The 20,515-nt window shown below is 44.8% G+C and carries 13 protein-coding genes; 11 read left to right on the top strand and 2 right to left on the bottom strand.

The window, feature by feature from the left end; all coding sequences use genetic code 11:
- The first annotated feature begins 171 nt into the window (after positions 1-171).
- Positions 172-618, top strand: coding sequence for a hypothetical protein (locus L0U88_RS08090; protein WP_234865377.1), 447 nt, complete (start codon positions 172-174; stop codon positions 616-618).
- A gap of 270 nt (positions 619-888) precedes the next feature.
- Here the strand turns inward: L0U88_RS08090 and L0U88_RS08085 are convergent, their stop codons facing one another.
- Positions 889-1,965 carry an alpha/beta hydrolase gene (locus tag L0U88_RS08085; protein ID WP_234865375.1) on the bottom strand — a complete coding sequence of 359 codons (1,077 nt, stop codon included), beginning with the start codon at positions 1,963-1,965 and terminating at the stop codon, positions 889-891.
- Positions 1,966-2,057: 92 nt separating this feature from the next.
- On the opposite strand from L0U88_RS08085, the gene L0U88_RS08080 reads away from it, so the two are divergent.
- Entirely contained in the window at positions 2,058-3,161 is a 1,104-nt protein-coding gene (locus tag L0U88_RS08080) for a fatty acid desaturase family protein (RefSeq protein WP_234865373.1), read from the top strand.
- Here the strand turns inward: L0U88_RS08080 and L0U88_RS08075 are convergent.
- Positions 3,124-4,674 carry a hypothetical protein gene (locus tag L0U88_RS08075; protein ID WP_234865372.1) on the bottom strand — a complete coding sequence of 517 codons (1,551 nt, stop codon included), beginning with the start codon at positions 4,672-4,674 and terminating at the stop codon, positions 3,124-3,126. The two genes, L0U88_RS08080 and L0U88_RS08075, sit on opposite strands and share 38 nt — an antisense overlap.
- A gap of 205 nt (positions 4,675-4,879) precedes the next feature.
- On the opposite strand from L0U88_RS08075, the gene L0U88_RS08070 reads away from it, so the two are divergent.
- The 9 genes from L0U88_RS08070 to L0U88_RS08030 all read left to right on the top strand — a co-directional run bounded on the left by L0U88_RS08070 (position 4,880) and on the right by L0U88_RS08030 (position 20,171).
- Complete coding sequence (locus L0U88_RS08070) at positions 4,880-6,040, top strand: 2-isopropylmalate synthase (protein WP_234865371.1); 1,161 nt, start codon at positions 4,880-4,882, stop codon at positions 6,038-6,040.
- 13 nt (positions 6,041-6,053) lie between these two features.
- On the top strand, positions 6,054-7,169 hold the full coding sequence (gene leuB, locus L0U88_RS08065; RefSeq protein ID WP_234865369.1) for a 3-isopropylmalate dehydrogenase: 1,116 nt from the start codon (positions 6,054-6,056) through the stop codon (positions 7,167-7,169).
- Positions 7,170-7,439: 270 nt separating this feature from the next.
- A complete protein-coding gene (ilvD, locus tag L0U88_RS08060; protein ID WP_234865366.1) occupies positions 7,440-9,125 on the top strand; it encodes a dihydroxy-acid dehydratase in 1,686 nt (561 codons plus the stop codon).
- Positions 9,073-10,812 (top strand): biosynthetic-type acetolactate synthase large subunit, encoded by a 1,740-nt coding sequence (gene ilvB / locus L0U88_RS08055; RefSeq protein ID WP_234865364.1) that lies wholly within the window; start codon positions 9,073-9,075, stop codon positions 10,810-10,812. Before ilvD ends, ilvB begins: the two co-directional genes overlap by 53 nt.
- Before the next feature lie 96 nt (positions 10,813-10,908).
- Entirely contained in the window at positions 10,909-11,499 is a 591-nt protein-coding gene (gene ilvN, locus L0U88_RS08050) for an acetolactate synthase small subunit (RefSeq protein ID WP_234865362.1), read from the top strand.
- Positions 11,500-11,577: 78 nt separating this feature from the next.
- A complete protein-coding gene (gene ilvC, locus L0U88_RS08045; RefSeq protein ID WP_234865360.1) occupies positions 11,578-12,630 on the top strand; it encodes a ketol-acid reductoisomerase in 1,053 nt (350 codons plus the stop codon).
- A gap of 82 nt (positions 12,631-12,712) precedes the next feature.
- Complete coding sequence (gene ilvA / locus L0U88_RS08040) at positions 12,713-13,963, top strand: threonine ammonia-lyase IlvA (RefSeq protein ID WP_353620650.1); 1,251 nt, start codon at positions 12,713-12,715, stop codon at positions 13,961-13,963.
- A 107-nt stretch (positions 13,964-14,070) separates the two neighbouring features.
- The gene (gltB, locus tag L0U88_RS08035) at positions 14,071-18,591 is read left to right on the top strand and encodes a glutamate synthase large subunit (protein WP_234865356.1); all 4,521 of its coding nucleotides are present in this window, start codon (positions 14,071-14,073) and stop codon (positions 18,589-18,591) included.
- Positions 18,592-18,668: 77 nt separating this feature from the next.
- On the top strand, positions 18,669-20,171 hold the full coding sequence (locus tag L0U88_RS08030; protein WP_234865354.1) for a glutamate synthase subunit beta: 1,503 nt from the start codon (positions 18,669-18,671) through the stop codon (positions 20,169-20,171).
- Positions 20,172-20,515 lie beyond the last annotated feature (344 nt).

Raw genomic sequence — 20,515 nt, 5'->3', positions numbered from 1 at the left:
GATGATTTTCAACGCGTTATATGAAATGCACCGATTTTTCCCAACTTAAATAGTGGGCAAAGGTAAGGAATGTATCCAATAAAGTCAATTTATAAAATTAATCGATGAATAGACCGGGCCAGGATACCAAGCCGGATTTTTGAACGTTCAAGTGGCATAATATCCGATCTTATGTCTGAAGCCCTCAAAATTGCCAGTTCCCACCCTGCCTCTGTGATTTACCCTACTCCTGTTTCCTCCCCTGCCCAGCCGGTTGACTTAAAGGTATTGGTACAGGAACTGTTTGAACAGGACAAAAAGGCCGGTTCGCTGGACAAGGATATTAAGAATGTAAAAGCCCGGTATCACCAACTGATACTGCGGAAATCAGACAAAACCTATACTGATTCAGAAATCCTGGCTATCAAGCAGGTGCATGATGAACTGACCGCCCTGCAGGATCGTAAGGCTGCTTTTCAGCAGCGCAAATCGGAAATCAAATCTTTCCTGAAGGAATTGATTGCTCCTCTTGGCGGTGGCCGCTGGATCCATGAAACCGATGATTTCATGAACCCGCACTGGGAATTCTGGCTGGAGGAAGAGGAATTGAAATACGCCCGGTTGAAAAGTGAGCTCTAGTTTTGAGCCGATTTCATGGGAATTTGAGCCGATTATTTTACTGTTTGAGCTGATTATTTTTTGAAATCAGCTCCCATCTTATGCTTTTTTTAACCAAAATCATCAATAAAGTACCAGTTTTTCCTGTTTTAGTGCCATTTTCTGATCAAATTCTTGTCATCCTTCGTACATCCTTCGTACATCCTTCGTACATCCTACGTAATTCAACTACTAATGAATGCATTATCAGTCGATTATGTATCGATGGAATTGAATCAATTGAATCAGGAATTACTGCTTTTGTGACCAGTTCCGCTCGAAAAAAGGAAGTACTTCAGTAAAAAAACGTCCCTGGAATCCGCCAATCCTATTACCATGATCTCCTATGTATTCCTCGGCCTCATGTTCAATACCATAGGCTTCCAGCTTCTTGCTGAATGCCAGTGCGGTAACCGGAATATGAGCAAAATCTTCATTTCGGCCCCAATCCAGTTTAATTGCTTTTAGTTTTCGTAATTCAGCCAAATGACGCTCGATCATAAAATATGGAAAGTTATCCTCCCATTTTTTGATTCGTTCGGGATGATAGACCGCACTGTCACCGATGTAAGTAACCGGCAATAAAACAGGAAAAGATTTTCTGGTTGGATCAGGGGAATAAGCAATTCCCATGGCAGCATAAACGCCGGAATAAAAAGACTGCCAGTTATCTTCTTTATAGATACTATCCACCGCATTCTTCAATTTTGAATCTGCCTGTAATTTTGATAACCGTTTGAAGGCTGGATTATTCAAATTGAAATCGCCATGCCAGTTTAATACAGCAGGACTCAACGCATATACCATTGAAAATACCTGCGGGTTTTGCATAGCCAATTTCAGGCTGCCATTGCCTCCCATTGAATGCCCTGTTATGGCTCTATTAGAAGCTGATGGCAGTGTACGATATTGCTGATCCACCCAGTTTACTAGATCCTTCGTAATAAAATCGGCCCAATTTCCCACTGCCGAGTTGGTATAAAAACTACCTCTGTATTTAGTATCACTGTTGGGTACAACAACAATAACAGGTCTTGTTTGTCCCGCTGCAATGGCACTATCCATCATCTTTTGAAGTTGAAACCACCCTGTGATGTCTGTATCAGATGTGGAAAAACCATGCAGAAAATAGATAACAGGATACCGCGTACCGGATTTATCATAACCGGGCGGCAGGTAAACAGAAACCATTCGATTGGCCGACTCTCCCGCAGGATTGTTTTCCAATGATACAGCCTTCATTTCTTTACGCTCTAACCTCCCCTGCGACTGGCTGTAAAAAGAGAGCAGGCATAAACTGAACAGAAGAAGCGTTGCATTCTTTTTCATATCAGATAGATTTAATGATTGTAAAGCAGTTAAAAGGTAAGAAATTTAAACACCAATCCAACCAGCTTCATTTTAACCTTAAAAACGGCATTATGAATACCCACCACAAGATTCATATTTACCGTACCCTGAAAAGCACTGTCCGGGAGTTTTTTGAAGAAAATAAAACCACCCGATACGCCAACAAAAAGTACTGGAGCAAGATTGCAGTTATGGCAATACTGATGATTGGCGGTTATACAGGACTGTTAGTTTGGGGATCCTTGTCAATCGGACTGGCCTTCCTGTTTTATTTCCTTTTCATATTAGGCACTACCCTGCTGGTTGTAAATCTGGCGCATGATGCATCCCACAAGGCTATTTCTCCGAATGCAACCACCAATAAACTGCTCAGTTATTCCTGGAATTTGCTTGGCATCAGCAAAATCATCTGGGAAATCAAACATCATCATGCACATCATATCTATACCAACATCCCCCACCAGGATACCGATATTGCTGAGAGCCCTTTGCTAAGATTACACGCCAATTATCCGTATAGAAATTATTTCCGGTTGCAACATTTGTATGCACCTGTCCTGTATGGATTATTTGGCATTTACATCGTGTATGTGAAAGATTTTGTTTTGTATGTGCAGTTGAGAAAGCAGGATGGTATCCGTGGCAAAACATCCGGCATTTCTCTGCCGCGACTTATCTACATAAAACTGCAGTTCCTGGTTATCAGTTATCTGATTCCATTGTTTGTGCTTCCCTACAAGTGGTGGATTGTATTGTTGCTTTGTTTCATGTGCATGGCCATTTGCGGCGCGATGATGCTACTAGTATTGATTGTTCCGCATATCAACGAAACAGCATCCACAGCAGCCACTCCATCCGCTTTGAAAAATCAGGATCACTGGGCATTGTGGCAAATCTATTCTACGGTTGATGCATCCACCAACAGCTCAGTATTAAACTACCTCAGTGGTGGATTGAACACACATCTCGTGCATCATTTATTTCCTAATATCTGCCACATTCATTACCGGGAATTGACGAAACGCATAAAAGAAACGCTTCGCTTAGAGGGAATACCTTACCACGAAACCGATTTTGGCGCGGCATTGAAAGGCCATTTCAGTTTGCTTAAATCACTTGGGAATCCAACTCAAATGCTCATTTCTTGCGCTTACTTGCCAGGTATTTTCTTCTGATCACTTCCTGAACCGGCACGCCTTCAATTTTACTTTCCAGCCAGGAGATCACATCCAGGTAGGAAAAGGTTCTTGTTTCGCGGGGATCATTTTCGTAGGGTTTGATGCGATCCAGCAGGTGCTGAAAAGCAGGTCGTTCATCACCGGCAGCAAACTGAAAAGATTTCCGGATAAAGCTGAACATCTCTTCTTCCACAATACTCAGACTACCCATTTTCGCCATGAATCGATACACGGATTTTACCAGGTATTCCAGCAAGTCGAAATTTCCCAGTTCATAATGTGCAATCAAATGCAGGAGGCGTGCATAACATTGCAAATCGGTTCGCAGATCCAGTTTCCAATTGATGATTTTCTGCAGGTAATCAATAGCTTTTTCATTATCGCCGCTACCGAAATACAGACAGGCAATTTTATAGTAAAAAACCAGGACCCGGTGCCTGTCCAACTGCAACTGGTATTCCTGCAGTTTTTCTTCCAGATGCGGCACAATGGTCAACCCTTCCGTAAACCTGCCCGTCATGAAATACTGGTTAATTTTTCCCTGTTGCAGGTACACGAATGCCTGAATCCGGTTATTATCATTTTGCTGCACCCATTCCGTCTGTTCCAGTTCCTCAAATTGCTTTAGTGTTTTAGTAAACCCTTCTTCATTTTTTAAATCAAAATGGGCGCTCAGCAGGTTGTGCAATCCTTTGATGTATTGCAGGGTTTCCACCTTGATCATATCCGGATGCCGCTGAAACAATTCAACCCACTTGGAAGTGTATCGGTAGTATTGCAGGTAATCCTGGCGAATGAAGGCGTACCAGCAATAACTCTGGCTTACATAGAGCTCTTCATAAAATCCCCTGAATTGCCGAACCCGCTCTGGCATATGCTGCTGGAAGAAGGCATTCAGTTCTTCCGCATCCTGCTGGTTCCGGGCATGGCCATGCCGGATATACCAGTCGTACAGCATTAGCGAGAGATTCGAACTGTTGTTGATAGCCTTGATCCGGCTTACCACTTCCTCCGACTCCTTTACCAGGCTTTGCGCCCGGTGCTCACTGCTTCGGGTAATATGAAGGGCCTCGATCTTTTTCTCGAAAAACAGGGCCTGGACCAGGAAACTCACCTGGTGGTGTTGCCGGGCAAGGTCTTTCATTTTGTCCAGTATCTTCAGGCTCTGGTGATACAAACCCTTATTGTAGAGCACGCGGGCGTAACCCATCTGCTCATGTAATTGAATATCAATGTTTTGATCATCCTTTATCAGCCTTAAACTGGATAAAATCGACTTGTATAAATGGGCTTTCAGGTTGCTTAACTGCTGTTTCTTGATACCCGGCGTTTTTTTGAGCAGCTGGGCTTCATCATAGTCCGACAGCTTGTCCAGCGCATCGAATAATTCAATGATTTTCAGGTTGTCCGATGAGGTATTCCGGGTCACATAGAGCTTAAAATTCCGTTTTTCGGACTTTTCCAACGTTTTGATCAGTTGAAACAGCGGATCTATGGATCTGTTGGGCATCGTAATTAATCTAATTTTAAATCCTTATCTGGCGTGGGTTTCAGCCGATTTATGGGGCATTAAGCGCTGTAATATACGAGGCATTTTGATTTCTTTTCGCATGCCCCTATCGGTACTTTCGAAAAGCAGGTTGCCGTAATGCAGCTTTATAGCAAGCAGAACCCGCTTACGGTGCCTGCCTTTTTACCTAAAACACACGCGATTTATGGATCAAAAAATCTTCATTTTCGACACCACCCTTCGAGATGGCGAACAGGTTCCCGGATGCAAACTCAATAAAGCTGAAAAAATTGAGCTGGCCCTCCAACTGGAAGCCATGGGCGTGGACATACTTGAAGCAGGTTTCCCTATCTCCTCTCCCGGAGATTTTGATGCGGTTCATGAGATCGCCAGACTCCTGAAAAAAACAGTGGTATGCGGATTAAGTCGCGCTGTGCAGAAAGACATTGAAGTAGCTGCAGAAGCCCTGAAACCCGCCGCCCGCAAGCGCATCCATACCGGGATCGGTACTTCTGATTTTCATATCAAATCCAAATTCAACAGCAACCGGGAAGATATCCTGCAGCGTGCCATCCAGTGTGTAAAATGGGCCCGCAACTTTACAGATGATGTAGAGTTTTATGCAGAGGATGCCGGTAGAACTGATAATGAATACCTGGCGCGCGTGGTGGAAGCAGTGATCGCAGCAGGTGCCACTACTGTTAATATTCCAGATACTACCGGGTATTGCCTTCCCCACCAGTATGGTGAGAAGATCGCTTACCTGATTAATAATGTTCCCAATGTGGATAAAGCGGTGCTCAGCTGCCATTGTCATAACGATCTTGGTCTTGCCACTGCCAATTCAATTGCAGGTATCATTGCCGGAGCCCGCCAGATCGAATGTACCATCAACGGTCTCGGTGAAAGAGCAGGTAATACTGCTCTCGAAGAAGTGGTGATGATCATCAAACAACATAGTAGTATGGGTTTCTTCACCGGAATCAATGCAACTCAACTGAACCCGATGAGCCGCAAAGTAGCAGATACCATGCGCATGCCGGTTCAGCCTAATAAAGCGATTGTTGGAGCAAATGCCTTCTCTCACTCCTCTGGTATCCACCAGGACGGATTCCTGAAAGACACTACTACGTATGAAATTATTGCGCCGGAAGAAGTAGGAGCAGATAGTTCCAAAATTGTGCTGACTGCGCGCAGCGGCCGCAGTGCCCTGGCCTATCGCTTTCAGAAACTGGGACATCAGTTCAACCGCAACGACATTGATGAACTATATGCACGTTTCCTTGAAATCGCCGATACAAAAAAAGAAGTAAGCGATGAGGACCTGAATACCCTGGCAAAAGCTCATACACTGGCCGTTTCATAAGCAGCAATAATAAATGGATAAGAAAATAGCCGTTATAACAGGAGATGGAATCGGTCCGGAAGTAACCCGGCAGGCCATTCATGTGCTGAATGCCGTTGCTGCACAATTTCATCATCATTTTCATTATGAATATGGTTTGATGGGTGCAGATGCAATCGATAAAACAGGTAATCCTCTTCCGGATAGCACCATCGAATTATGCCTGAACAGCGATGCTATTTTATTCGGAGCCATCGGGCATCCTAAATATGATAATGATCCTAATGCCAAAGTACGTCCGGAACAGGGCTTACTGAAGCTGCGTAAATCCTTACAACTTTTCGCCAATATACGTCCGGTTACTACCTATGCTGCTCTCCAGCATCTCACACCTGTCAAAGCAAAAATTCTGGAAGGAGTAGATTTCATCATTTACCGTGAGTTAACCGGCGGTATTTATTTTGGAAACAAGACATTGTCAGCTGATGGCAATATGGCCTCTGATGATTGCGCCTATACGAAGAATGAAATCGAACGGATCGCCCATCTCGCATTTCAGGCAGCCCGCCAGCGTAAAAAGAAATTAACCCTCGTAGATAAGGCCAATGTCCTGGAAACATCAAGACTCTGGAGAAAGCTGGTGCGTGAAATGCAGTCGCAGTACCCGGATGTATCCGTCGATTTTCTCTTTGTTGATAATGCTGCCATGCAGCTCATTCTGAATCCGGCGCAATTTGATGTGGTCCTTACAGAAAACATGTTTGGTGATATTCTCAGTGATGAAGCCAGTGTATTAACCGGCTCCCTGGGATTATTGCCTTCTGCTTCCATTGGAAATGGAGGAGCTTTGTTTGAACCGATTCATGGTTCTTATCCCGCAGCAGCCGGAAAAGATATTGCCAACCCATTGGGTTCAATCTTATCGGCAGCGATGATGCTGGACCATTTTGGTTTGAAGGAAGAAGCAACAAAAGTGAGATTAGCAGTACAATGGACATTGGACAATGGTTTTGTAACAAAAGACATTGACCCGATGAATTTTTATTTCACTTCCACTATTGGTGAACTGGTGGCAGACCTGGTGCAGGACAAGATCCCAACCGAGCTGCACCCGGAAAACATTGAGTTGCGGAAGTCAACGATTATTTAAAAAAATAATCAATAGTTCTTTTTTTTGTTTCGATGTAGTTAGTACATTCGTTTATCATTGAACAGATGAACAACGTTACTATCACATCTATTATTCGCCTTTTCGCTGCAGTCATTATTGTGGTGGTGGTGATTATTCCTGTCATAACAGGAGGTGGTAACAGTATGTAATCTGGTTTCATAAAAGCATTGCAAACGATCCGCCTCCAAAAAGGCGGATCGTTTTTTTTATCCTAAAACAACCAACAATATTTTAAACAACAGTTTGCTCATGTCGCACGTGTTAAACAAGTACTCAAGAACAATCACACAGGACCCAACACAACCTGCCGCACAGGCAATGTTGTACGGAATCGGACTAACAGATGAAGATCTCGCGAAAGCACAGGTGGGCGTAGCCAGTATGGGTTACGATGGCAATACCTGCAATATGCACCTGAATGATCTGTCGAAGATTATCAAGGAAAGTATTTGGCAGGAAAACCTGGTCGGACTCATTTTCAATACGATTGGCGTAAGTGATGGCATGAGTAATGGAACAGATGGCATGCGCTATTCATTGGTAAGCCGGGATATCATTGCCGACTCAATTGAAGCAGTATGCGGTGCGCAGTATTATGATGGCCTGATCACTGTTCCGGGTTGTGATAAAAATATGCCGGGCTCTATCATTGCGATGGGTCGTTTGAATCGCCCCTCTATTATGGTGTATGGTGGAACCATCGCACCAGGACATTATAAAGGACAGGATCTGAATATTGTATCTGCATTTGAGGCATTAGGACAAAAAATCGCGGGACAATTATCGGAAGCGGATTTCAAAGGAATTGTGCAGCATTCTTGTCCGGGTGCAGGTGCCTGCGGCGGTATGTATACTGCGAATACAATGGCATCCGCGATTGAAGCACTCGGCATGAGTCTACCCTACTCTTCTTCCAACCCTGCCCTGAGCCAGGAAAAACAGGATGAGTGCCGGGCAGCCGGAAAAGCCATCCGTTTATTACTGGAAAAAGATATTAAACCCAGTGATATCATGACCCGCAAAGCATTTGAAAATGCGATTACGGTGATCATGGTATTGGGTGGATCAACCAATGCTGTGCTGCATTTGATTGCGATGGCGAAAAGTGTGGATGTTCCTCTTACGCAGGATGATATCCAGGCCATAAGTGATAAAACGCCCGTACTCGCAGATTTCAAACCAAGTGGAAAATACCTGATGCAGGATCTGCACCAATATGGAGGTGTACCTGCAGTAATGAAATATTTATTGAGCAAAGGTTTATTACATGGTGATTGTTTGACAGTAACAGGTAAAACAATTGCAGAAAACCTGGCGGAAGTTCCGGATCTGGATTTTGAAACACAGAAGATCATTTATCCGCTGGAAGCGCCATTGAAAACAACCGGACATCTTCAGATCCTCTATGGCAATCTCGCTGAAGGTGGAAGTGTTGCCAAGATCAGTGGCAAGGAAGGAGAAAAATTTGTTGGACCAGCAAGAGTATTTGACGGTGAGTTTGAATTAATCAATGGCATCAGCAGTGGTCGCGTGAAAGCAGGGGATGTTGTGGTGATCAGAAATGTAGGGCCTAAAGGTGCACCGGGAATGCCGGAAATGCTGAAACCCACATCTGCTATCATTGGCGCGGGGTTAGGCAAATCCGTGGCATTAATTACAGATGGCCGCTTTAGTGGTGGTACGCATGGATTCGTCGTCGGTCACATCACGCCTGAAGCTTATGATGGCGGATTAATCGGACTGGTTCAGGATGATGATATCATTGAACTGGATGCAACGAATAACACCATCAATCTGAAAGTAGAACAGGGCGTGATTGATCAGCGTAAAGCGAATTGGAAAAAACCTTCATTAAAAGTAACAAAAGGAATTCTTTATAAATATGCAAAGCACGTTAAGTCAGCCGCAGAAGGCTGCGTTACCGACGAAGACTGAGACCATTAGTGGTTCGAAAGCTGTACTGGAAGCATTAATTGCGGAAGGTGTGAAAACCATATTTGGTTATCCCGGTGGGGCTATCATGCCCATATACGATGCACTTTATGATTATAGTGATCAACTGGAACATATCCTGGTACGTCACGAACAGGGAGGTATACATGCTGCCCAGGGATATGCACGTACATCTGGTGATGTAGGAGTTGTATTTGCAACCAGCGGTCCGGGTGCAACCAACCTGGTAACAGGATTGGCAGATGCAATGATTGACTCTACTCCCGTGGTAGCTATAACAGGACAGGTATTTGCACACCTGCTTGGGACAGATGCCTTTCAGGAAACAGATGTAATCAATATCACTACTCCTGTAACCAAATGGAATTACCAGGTAACGGATGCAGCAGAAATTCCTGCTGTACTGGCAAAGGCATTTTACATCGCAAGAACCGGTCGCCCTGGTCCGGTGCTGATCGATATCACCAAAAATGCGCAGTTGCAGTTGTTTGAGTATGAAGGCTACAAAAAGTGTGATCATATCCGTAGCTATCGCCCGAAACCCAATGTGCGCAAAGAATATATTGAGCAGGCAGCTGCATTAATCAACGAAGCAAAACAGCCCTTTGTGATTTTTGGTCAGGGTGTGATCCTGGGCAAAGCGGAGAAAGAATTCATTGCCTTTATAGAAAAAGCTGGAATACCATCTGCCTGGACCATCATGGGCATGAGTGCTATCCCAACAGATCATCCGCTTGGAGTTGGAATGCTGGGAATGCATGGCAACTATGGCCCGAATGTACTGACCAATGAATGTGATGTATTGATTGCCGTGGGTATGCGCTTTGATGATAGGGTAACCGGCCGGCTGGATAAATATGCCAAGCAGGCGAAAGTAATCCATCTTGATATTGATCCGGCAGAGATTGATAAAAACGTGAAGACAACTGTTCCGGTATGGGGCGATTGTAAGGAGACACTTCCTATGCTGACGGAATTGATTGAACCCAAAGTATATCCTCAATGGTTACAGCGTTTCCGTGACTATGCGCAGCAGGAGCAGGAGCAATGCATCCAGCCCGAGTTGCATCCAACCGGAGAGGTATTAACCATGGGTGAAGTGATCAATACCCTGAATGAATTAACAGGTGGTGATGCGATCATCGTAACAGATGTTGGTCAGCACCAGATGGTAGCCTGCAGATATGCCAACTACAATCAAACCAAGAGCAATGTAACCTCGGGTGGATTGGGAACCATGGGCTTTGCATTGCCCGCTGCCATTGGAGCAAAATATGGTGATCCCAAAAGAACAGTAGTTGCAGTAATCGGTGATGGCGGTTTCCAGATGACACTCCAGGAATTGGGAACCATCATGCAGTTTGATGTGGATGTAAAAATCCTGATCCTGAATAATGAGTTCCTGGGAATGGTACGTCAGTGGCAACAGCTTTTCCATGATCGCCGGTATTCATTTGTGAATATTACGAGTCCGGATTTTGTACAGGTAGCCAAAGGATATCACATAGATGGCAACAGCGTTCGTGAAAGAAAAGACCTGAAGGAAGCGCTATCAACCATGCTGAACCACAAGGGCGCTTATCTGCTGGAAGTAATGGTAGGTAAGGAAAACAATGTATTCCCAATGGTACCGCAGGGTTGCAGTGTGGCGGAGATTAGACTTAAGTGAGACGTCAGACGTGAGACGTGAAAAGGGAGACGGGAGACGGGGGAATGGAGAAGGGAGAAGGGAAGAGAGATAAATTGATTTCAAAAACAACAAACGATGACCAAACAAGAATTTACCATAACAGTATATACGGAGAACCAGATCGGGTTGCTGAACCGGATCGCCATCATGTTCTCCAGGAGAAAAATCAATGTTGAGAGCCTGAATACTTCGCCCTCTGAAGTGGAGGGAATTCATCGCTTTACTATTGTGATACATGAAACTGAAGAGGTGGTGAAAAAACTGGTGCGCCAGATTGAAAAGCAGGTGGAAGTATTGAAGGCCTACTACAACAATAACGAAGAACTCATCTGGCAGGAACTGGCACTGTATAAAGTATCTACGGATGAGATTGCGGAAAAAGTAAAAGTAGAGCGTCTCTTAAGAGAGTATGGCGCACGTGCCGTAGTAATCCGGAAAGACTATACTGTATTTGAGACAACCGGTCACCGCGAAGAAACCGACAAACTCATCAATGTATTGGAACCATATGGTTTAATCGAGTTTGTGAGAAGTGCACGCGTAGCGATTATTAAAGCGAGCAGTGGATTCCATGAAAAGCTGAGAGAATTTGAAGCGCAGGAACCGAGTGAGGAAGTGGTGGAGAATGAGTATTTGGATAAGCAGGATGAGGTGTTTACCATGTGAGACGTGAGATGTGAGACGTGAGACGAAAAAAATCAATATATAACAAGCAACCGTAAAATTTCTTAATCAATTTAAATCATGGCAAAATTAAATTTCGGAGGAGTTGAGGAGAATGTAGTAACGAGGGAAGAGTTTCCCCTGTCAAAAGCACAGGAAGTATTGAAAAATGAAACCGTAGCAGTAATTGGATACGGTGTTCAGGGTCCTGGTCAGGCATTGAACCAGCGCGACAATGGCATCAATGTTATTGTTGGTCAGCGTAAGAATTCCAAGACCTGGGACAAGGCAATCGCTGATGGATTTGTTCCCGGTGAAACCCTGTTTGAAATTGAAGAAGCGCTGGAGCGTGGCACCATCATCTGTTACCTGCTGAGTGATGCAGCACAGATCGCACTGTGGCCAACGGTGAAAAAACACCTGACTCCAGGGAAAGCCCTTTACTTCTCTCACGGCTTCGGAATTACATTTAATGAGCAAACTGGAATTATTCCTCCTGCTGATGTAGACGTATTCCTGGTAGCTCCGAAAGGAAGTGGTACCTCCCTGCGTCGGATGTTCCTGCAGGGTCGTGGTTTGAACAGCTCTTATGCCATCTACCAGGATGCAACCGGTAAAGCAAAAGACCGTGTAATTGCATTGGGTATTGCTGTAGGAAGCGGTTACCTGTTTGAAACAGATTTCAAAAAAGAAGTATACTCTGATCTGACTGGTGAAAGAGGAACCCTGATGGGTGCTATCCAGGGGATCTTTGCAGCACAATACCAGGTATTGCGTGATAAAGGCCATACTCCTTCTGAAGCATTCAATGAAACGGTGGAAGAATTGACACAATCACTGATGCCACTGGTTGCTGAAAACGGAATGGACTGGATGTACGCCAACTGTTCTACTACTGCTCAGCGTGGTGCACTCGACTGGTGGAAAAAATTCAGAGATGCAACAGCACCTGTATTCAAAGAACTGTACGAAAGCGTGGCAACCGGAAAAGAATCACAGCGTTCTATCGATTCCAACAGTCAGCCCGACTATCGCGAGAAACTGGAAGAAGAACTGAAAGAACTTCGGGAGAGTGAAATGTGGCAGGCTGGTAAAACCGTACGGAGTCTGCGACCGGAAAATCAGGCAAAGTAAAATACGTGAGACGTGAGATGTGAGACGTCAGAAGAACATCTCACATTTCACGTCTCACATTTCACATCTCACTTAAAAATTCATAGTCATTCAAGTTAACTCCATACTCGACTTTCACAAAGCAGCGCATCGCCTGAAGAAGGTGATTAAAAAAACACCGCTGACCTATAACGCCAATTTATCGCGGCGGTATAACTGTCATGTCTACCTGAAAAGGGAAGACCTGCAGGTAGTGAGAAGTTATAAGTTGAGAGGAGCTTACAACATGATGAGCAGCCTGCCGCAGGAACAACTTCGCAAAGGAGTGGTTTGCGCCAGTGCCGGCAACCATGCCCAGGGATTTGCATTCAGTTGCAAACAGCTAAAAGTAAAGGGTGTGGTTTTCATGCCCATCATAACCCCCAATCAGAAAGTCAGCCAGACAAAAATGTTTGGGGAAGACTGGATAGAAGTACGCCTGACCGGAGATACCTTCGACGACTGCGCAACTGCAGCCAAAGCTTATACGGAGGCCAATGAAATGGTATTTATTCCACCCTTTGATGATGAGCGCATCATAGAGGGACAGGGAACAGTAGGCGTTGAAATCCTGGAAGAGCTGAACGATCCAGATTTTGTTTTTATCCCCGTGGGAGGTGGTGGCCTTTCCGCAGGTGTAGGCAAGTATCTCCAGATTTATGCCCCCGCCACTCAAATAATTGGGGTGGAGCCGGAAGGAGCTCCCTCCATGTACCAGGCACTTAAAGCAGGCGAACCTGTAACCCTCGACAACATCGAACGATTTGTGGATGGTGCTGCAGTGAAACGAGTGGGTGAAAAGACCTTCCCCATCTGCCAGGAAGTATTAACGGATATGCTGCTGGTACCGGAAGGAAGGGTTTGCGCGGAAATCCTGAAGCTGTACAACGAGGATGCCATCGTGGTAGAACCTGCCGGAGCCCTCTCGATCGCTGCCCTGGACCAATATGCCGACCAGATACAGGGAAAAAAGGTGGTTTGCATTGTATCCGGCAGCAACAACGATATTGACAGAATGCAGGAAATTAAGGAGAGAGCCCTCCAATACGAGGGACTCAAACATTATTTCCTCATCCGTTTTGCACAGCGCCCCGGCGCATTGAAAGAATTTGTAAATTTTGTCCTGGGACCATCAGATGATATAACCCGGTTCGAATACATCCAGAAACACAACAAAGAAACCGGGCCAGCATTGGTAGGAATAGAACTTAAAAGCCCGACAGATTACCATATCCTGCTGAAAAATATGCAGCAGTACCATATCAATTACACAGAATTGAATAAAGACGATAATCTTTTTGGATACCTCGTCTGAATATTCATATTTTGTTGTATATTCATAGCCTTGCTTGCTGCATATAATTAATTCTGTCTAACAGAAGGTATTTTTTATTGAAAATTTTCTAAACTGCATTATCAACGATGGCAAGCAACCAGGGTTTATACCATCCCTCTTTTGAGCGTGACGCATGTGGGATCGGTTTTGTGGCAAACATCAAGAGCAACAAATCTCATCAAATCATTTCGGATGCACTTACCGTATTGGAAAATATGGAGCATCGGGGTGCCTGCGGCTGTGAAGCCAATACCGGCGATGGCGCTGGTATCATGATCCAGGTACCGCACGAATTTTATTTTGATGAGTGTGTGAAACTGGGATTTCATCTCCCCTCCTTCGGCCGCTATGGTGTAGGTGTTTTATTCTTCCCAAGGGAAATCCGCCTGCGTGAAGAGTGTAGAGATATCTTCAACCGGGCAGCAGAAAAACTCGGACTTGAAATTATTGGTTACCGTAAGGTACCGGTGAATACAGAGGGAATTGGTGCAACCGCCTTAAGTGTGGAACCGGAAATGGAGCATGTATTCATTGCATGTCCGGATCATATCAACAACCCGGATGAGTTCGAACGCAAACTCTTTATCCTGCGTAATTACGCCAGCCATACCATCAACAATACAGTGAAGAAAGATGCTATCGGATTTTACATTGCATCGCTTTCCTACAAAACTGTAGTTTATAAAGGGCAGCTTACCAGTAACCAGGTACGAGGCTATTTCCCCGACCTGAATGACAAAAGACTGGTGAGTGCTTTCGGCCTGGTGCACTCCCGTTTTGCCACCAACACGTTCCCTTCCTGGAAGCTGGCACAGCCTTTCCGCTTTATCGCGCACAATGGTGAAATCAATACAGTGCAGGGTAACCTGAACTGGCTTCGCACCAATGAAAAAGGATTTACATCTCCCTACTTTACCAAGGAGGAAATGGATCTGCTGCTGCCTATCGTAACAGATGGACAATCAGATTCCGCCTGCCTGGATAATATGATCGAATTGCTGACTTTATCAGGTCGTTCATTACCACATGTAATGATGATGCTGATTCCCGAAGCATGGGATGGCAACGAGAGCATGGATCCTGTTAAAAAAGCATTTTATGAGTTCCATGCTTCCTTTATGGAACCCTGGGATGGTCCTGCTTCTATCTCTTTCACAGATGGAAAAATTATTGGTGCTACGCTCGACCGGAATGGTCTTCGCCCCTCCCGCTACTGCGTTACCAATGATGATCGTGTAATCATGGCTTCTGAAACCGGAGCATTGCCAGTGGATCCTTCCATCGTAATAGAAAAGGGTCGTCTGCAGCCAGGTAAGATGTTCGTGGTGGATATGGAACAGGGCCGCATCATCAGTGATACCGAATTAAAAGAACAGATCTGCTCTCAGAAACCTTATGGAGATTGGTTGAATAAATATAAGATCCGCCTGGAAGAATTGCCGGAGCCAAGAGTATTGTTTACTCACCTGGAACACGACCAGGTATTCAAATACCAGAAAGCTTTTGGTTATTCTACGGAAGATCTTGAAACCATCATTGCACCCATGGCAATAGATGGCAAAGAGCCAGTAGGTTCAATGGGTACTGATACCCCACTTGCGATATTAAGTGATCAGCCGCAACACCTCAGCAGTTATTTCAAACAACTGTTTGCTCAGGTAACCAATCCGCCAATTGATCCAATTCGTGAGCGACTGGTAATGTCACTCGCCACCTTTGTAGGTAACAATGGCAACCTGCTGACAGAAGAACCACTGGCCGCGCATAGTGTTGCATTGAAACATCCGGTACTCAACAATCATGAACTGGAAAAAATCAGAAGTATTGATACCGGCGTATTTCAGGCCAAAACCCTGCAATGTTATTTCCGCGCCGATGGCAAACCCGGATCACTGCAGAAAGCATTGGATCGTATCTGCCGCTATGCAGTAGATGCTGCACAGGATGGATTTGAAGTACTGATACTTTCTGACCGTGCGATTGATTCGGATCACGCTCCCATTCCTTCTTTGCTGGCCACTGCAGCGATTCATCATCACCTGATAAGAAAAGGATTACGTGGACAAGTAGGATTGGTAGTAGAAGCCGGCGATGTATGGGAAGTACATCATTTCGCCTGTTTGATTGGATTTGGCGCTACTGCGATTAACCCCTACCTGGCATTGTCCACCATTCGTGATCTGCGACTGAATGGCAAGCTGGAAACCAGCCTGGATCCGGATCAGCTCAAGAAAAATTATATCAAAGCGGTTAATGAAGGACTGTTGAAAGTCTTCTCTAAAATGGGAATCTCTACCCTGCAATCTTACCAGGGTGCACAGATCTTTGAAATTATCGGCCTGAATAAAACAGTAGTTGAAAAATACTTCACCGGTGCCACATCCCGCATTGAAGGAATGGGGCTGGATGAAATCGCAAGAGAAGCATTAGCCAAACATTTCCTTGCGTTCAGTAAAAAAGAAATTCCTGTGGATCGTCTGCCGGTTGGTGGTGTTTACCAATGGAAGCGCAAAGGAGAATTCCATTTATTCAATCCGCAAACCATTCACTTGTTGCAGTATTCAACCAAGATGAATGATTATGCGACTTACAAAAAATATGCGAAGCTGGTAAATGATCAAAGCGTAAAAGCCGCCACACTCAGAAGCCAGTTGCAGTTTAAAACCAATCGTCCGTCTATTTCCATTGACGAAGTTGAACCTGCAGAAAGCATCATGAAACGATTTGCAACTGGAGCAATGAGTTTCGGATCCATTTCACACGAAGCACATTCCACCCTGGCTATTGCGATGAACCGCATTGGTGCTAAATCCAATACCGGAGAAGGTGGTGAAGATGTATTGCGTTATGAGCCCATGGCCAATGGAGACTCCATGCGCAGTGCGATCAAGCAGGTAGCATCCGGTCGTTTTGGTGTGACCAGCTACTACCTCACCATGGCAGATGAATTACAGATTAAAATGGCGCAGGGTGCCAAGCCGGGAGAAGGTGGCCAATTACCCGGACATAAAGTAGATGAATGGATCGGCAAGGTTCGTCACTCTACTCCGGGTGTAGGATTGATTTCACCACCACCGCATCACGATATCTACAGTATCGAAGATCTGGCGCAGCTGATTTATGACCTGAAAAATTCCAACCGTGCGGCACGCATCAGTGTGAAGCTGGTAAGTAAAGCAGGTGTTGGAACCATTGCAGCCGGTGTAGCCAAAGCAAAAGCGGATGTAATTCTGATTGCTGGTCACGATGGCGGAACAGGGGCCTCTCCTATCAGCTCCATCAAACATGCAGGTTTACCCTGGGAACTGGGGTTGGCTGAATCGCACCAGACCCTGCTGAAAAATAAACTCAGGAGTCGCGTGGTATTGCAGGCAGACGGGCAGATGCGTACAGGTCGCGACATCGCGATAGCAACTTTATTAGGTGCGGAAGAATGGGGCATTGCAACTGCAGCACTTGTTGTGGAAGGTTGTATCATGATGCGTAAGTGTCATTTGAATACTTGTCCGGTTGGTGTTGCTACCCAGGACCCCGAGCTCAGAAAACGTTTCACCGGAAATGCGGATCATGTGGTGAATTTCTTCCGCTTTATCACAGAAGATCTGAGAGAGATCATGGCAGAGCTTGGATTCAGAACCATCAATGAAATGGTGGGACAAGTAGATTTCCTGGAAGCAAAAACAGATGTAACACATTGGAAATACAAAGGCCTCGATCTCTCTCCTGTATTGTATAAGGAACCTGCGTCACGTTACACAGGTTTGTACAAAATGGAAGAACAGGATCATGGGTTGAGCAATGTGCTCGACTGGAAATTGCTGGAAGCAGCTAAACCAGCACTGGAAAGCCAGCAGAAAGTATTTGCGGCATTTGATGTGAAGAATACGGATCGTACCATTGGCACCATTCTGTCCAATGAGATTTCGAAGAAGTACAAAGAAGAAGGGTTACCGGACGATACCATTCATTTCAAGTTTACCGGAACAGCCGGACAAAGTTTTGGAGCGTTCAATACAAAAGGAGTAACACTCGAACTGGAAGGAGATGCCAATGATTATTTTGGAAAGGGATTAAGCGGTGCGAAACTGGTGGTATATCCATCTCTGCAGGCAAGTTTTGTTCCGGAGGAAAACATCATCATTGGTAACGTAGCATTTTATGGCGCTACTTCCGGTATTTCATTCATTCGCGGTAAAGCGGGTGAGCGATTTGCGGTAAGAAATTCAGGCGCAACAGCAGTTGTGGAAGGAGTTGGTGATCATGGTTGTGAATACATGACCGGAGGTACAGTTGTGATACTGGGAGACACTGGAAGAAACTTTGCTGCAGGTATGAGTGGAGGAATTGCTTTCATCTACGATGTAAAAGGAAATTTCCCTGATCTCTGTAATAAGGAAATGGTGGACCTGGATCCGGTTGCGGATGAGGATATCGCACAACTAAAAGATTTGTTGCAGCAGCATTATACCTATACCGGAAGTACAGTAGCGCAATTCATCTTAACTGATTTTGAGAACCAGCTGAAGAATTTTGTGAAAGTGTTCCCGAGTGATTACAAGAAAGTGTTGCAAAAGCGCAGGAGCATGGAAGTGAAAAGTGAGAAGTGAGGAAGGGAAGAGGAGACAAAGGAGAAGGGAAGAAAGGAGGAAAAAAATTAATAACAAAACTTAACTGAGAAAGAAATATGGGTAAGCCAACCGGATTTATGGAGTTCACACGGGAGTTGCCAGGCAAGCGACCTGTAGAAGAGCGTGTGAAAGATTACAACGAATTCATCAACCGGTATTCGGATGAGCAGCTGAACAAACAGTCTGCGCGATGCATGAACTGTGGCATTCCTTTTTGTCATAACGGATGCCCTTTAGGAAATGTGATACCCGAATTCAATGATGCCGTGTATCGCAAGAACTGGGAAGAAGCTTATGACATTCTGAAATCCACGAATAATTTCCCGGAGTTTACAGGACGAATTTGTCCGGCTCCTTGTGAAACTGCCTGCGTACTGGGAATTAACCAGCCGGCCATTACGATTGAAGAAATCGAAAAACATATTATTGAAGTCGCCTTTGAAAAAGGACTGGTAAAACCACAGAAGCCAACACTCCGAACAGGTAAAAAAGTTGCTGTGATTGGTTCTGGTCCGGCCGGACTGGCAGCCGCTGCACAACTGAACTATGCAGGTCACCAAGTAACTGTATACGAGCGGGATGAAAAGCCAGGTGGGCTCTTACGGTATGGCATACCCGATTTTAAACTGGAGAAATGGGTTGTAGAGCGCCGGGTGGCATTACTGGAGGAGGAAGGTGTTGTATTTAAATGTCATTCCAATGTGGGAGTGAATGTACGCGTGAATGATTTGTTGAGAGAGTACCACGCAATTGTACTGGCAGGCGGATCAACTGTGCCTCGTGACCTTGCGATTCCTGGTCGCGATTTAAACGGCGTTCATTTTGCGATGGACTTTCTGAAGCAGCAGAACAAACGCAATTATCAGTCGGATCCCCTCGCATTCAAAGAAATTGAAAGTAACGTTGTTGGAGAAAACATCCTGACCACCGGGAAAAATGTAGTTGTAATCGGTGGTGGAGATACGGGTAGTGACTGTGTAGGTACATCCAATCGCCAGGGTGCTGTTTCAGTAACACAATTTGAACTGTTACCAAAACCTCCTGCTCAAAGAACGGATTTCATGCCCTGGCCAAGTTATCCGATGGTATTGAAAACCTCCACCTCCCATGAAGAAGGTTGTGAACGCCATTGGGCGATTGCCACCAAATCCTTTATTGGTGATGAACAGGGAAACCTGAAAGCGTTGCAGATAGTTGACCTGGAATGGAGTTCCGGAGCAGATGGGCGCCCCTCTCAGTTTAAGGAAGTAGCAGGAAGTGTTCGGGAAATCCCCTGTGAAAGAGCATTCCTCGCTATGGGATTCCTACACCCGCAGCATAAAGGATTATTGGAAGAATTGGGTGTTGACCTGGATGAAAGAGGTAATGTAAGAGCAGGAGAAAAATCCTTCCAAACCAATATTCCCAAAGTTTTTACTGCTGGTGATATGCGGAGGGGACAAAGCCTGGTGGTTTGGGCGATCAGTGAAGGAAGGGAATGTGCCCGTAAAGTGGATGAATACCTGATGGGGCAATCTGTACTGGAAACCAAGGATGCAATGTTATCCATGGCACTCTAACATATTATATTTTTTATCATATTTAATAAAAAGCGGCTTTTGGCCGCTTTTTTTATTTACCGACCGGAATAAAACAAAATTTAACCCAAAGGATAAAATTCTATTAACCTGGATTACAGCGATTTCCTGAAAAACATTAATCGATTCATATCTAATTGAATATCAATTGTTATAAACAAAATATTCAGCATACCCTAGCTTCTTCTTTGAAGAGCCTCTTCCAGGGAATCAGATATAACATTATATTTATTTATATGTGTATATATTAGAGCATTTCTAATCGGTTTTATCACTACTTTAGAAAAATAATTTATAGTTACTATTTTTTTAATGCAATTAAAACC

Origin of the sequence: Flavihumibacter fluminis (assembly GCF_021491375.1) — a bacterium.
Lineage (GTDB): Bacteria > Bacteroidota > Bacteroidia > Chitinophagales > Chitinophagaceae > Flavihumibacter > Flavihumibacter fluminis.
The sequence above is the reverse complement of the archived record's forward strand: the minus strand, read 5'-3'. Positions and strand labels throughout refer to the sequence as shown.